This window comes from Acinetobacter pseudolwoffii, from assembly GCF_002803605.1.
GTDB classification, from domain to species: domain Bacteria; phylum Pseudomonadota; class Gammaproteobacteria; order Pseudomonadales; family Moraxellaceae; genus Acinetobacter; species Acinetobacter pseudolwoffii.
Genome location: NZ_PHRG01000027.1, coordinates 1 through 772 on the forward strand (window position 1 = coordinate 1; position 772 = coordinate 772).

The following is a 772-nucleotide window of genomic DNA, read 5'->3' on the forward strand; positions in this document are numbered from 1 at the left end:
ATTCCTGGTCAAAACTAAAACCAAGCTTCATACGGGACAGACATCATGGATAAAACCATCGGTATTTTTGGCGGCGGTCAGCTCGGGCGCATGATGGCGCAAGCGGCATTGCCATTGAATATTCAATGTACTTTCTTTGAAGCAAGTACGGATTGCCCTTCTGCGACACTCGGTCAAGTGATTTCCAGCAAGGCCGAAAATGGTCTACAGGATTTTATTGACAGTGCTGATGTATTCAGTCTGGAATAGGCAACAGATGATGCATCTAAATGGTTCGTCGGTTCGTCAAGAAGCAACATGTCTGGCTTAGACAAGAGCAAACGGCACAGTGCCACACGGCGGCGTTCACCACCTGAAAGCAGTTTAACATCGGCATCCCAAGCTGGAAGGTTCAGTGCAGCAGCTGCCTGATCCATCTGCTTATTGGTTTTGTACCCACCATGGGCAATCTGCATCAGGGTCATTTAAATCTGGTACGTGAAGCGCGTAAGCTGTGTGATGTGGTGGTGGTCAGTATCTTTGTCAATCCGATCCAGTTTGGACCCAATGAAGATTTTGATAACTACCCGCGTACGCTGGAGCAGGACCAGCAGCTTTTGGCAGACGTCGGTTGTGATATCGTCTTCGCGCCAACGGTTGAGCAAATGTATGGCAAAAAACCGCGTCTGACTAATATCAGTGTCTCTGACATGAACGCGCCATTACCTGGCTGCTTCCCGCGCATCAGGAGATTCCGGCCTGGATTAAGGGCGATCATCCCAAAGTGGCGGAT

Annotated in this window: 3 pseudogenes; 2 read left to right on the forward strand and 1 reads right to left on the reverse strand. The window is 49.4% G+C overall.

What is annotated here, in order from left to right:
* Positions 1–45: 45 nt before the first annotated feature.
* Positions 46–246, forward strand: a pseudogene (locus CWI32_RS14995) (5-(carboxyamino)imidazole ribonucleotide synthase); the annotation flags it as partial.
* A gap of 5 nt (positions 247–251) precedes the next feature.
* Here CWI32_RS14995 and CWI32_RS15000 read toward each other — a convergent pair.
* Positions 252–380 (reverse strand): annotated as a pseudogene (locus tag CWI32_RS15000) (ATP-binding cassette domain-containing protein); the annotation flags it as partial.
* Positions 381–419: 39 nt separating this feature from the next.
* On the opposite strand from CWI32_RS15000, the pseudogene CWI32_RS15005 reads away from it, so the two are divergent.
* Positions 420–710 (forward strand): annotated as a pseudogene (locus CWI32_RS15005) (pantoate--beta-alanine ligase); the annotation flags it as partial.
* Between the last annotated feature and the right edge of the window lie 62 nt (positions 711–772).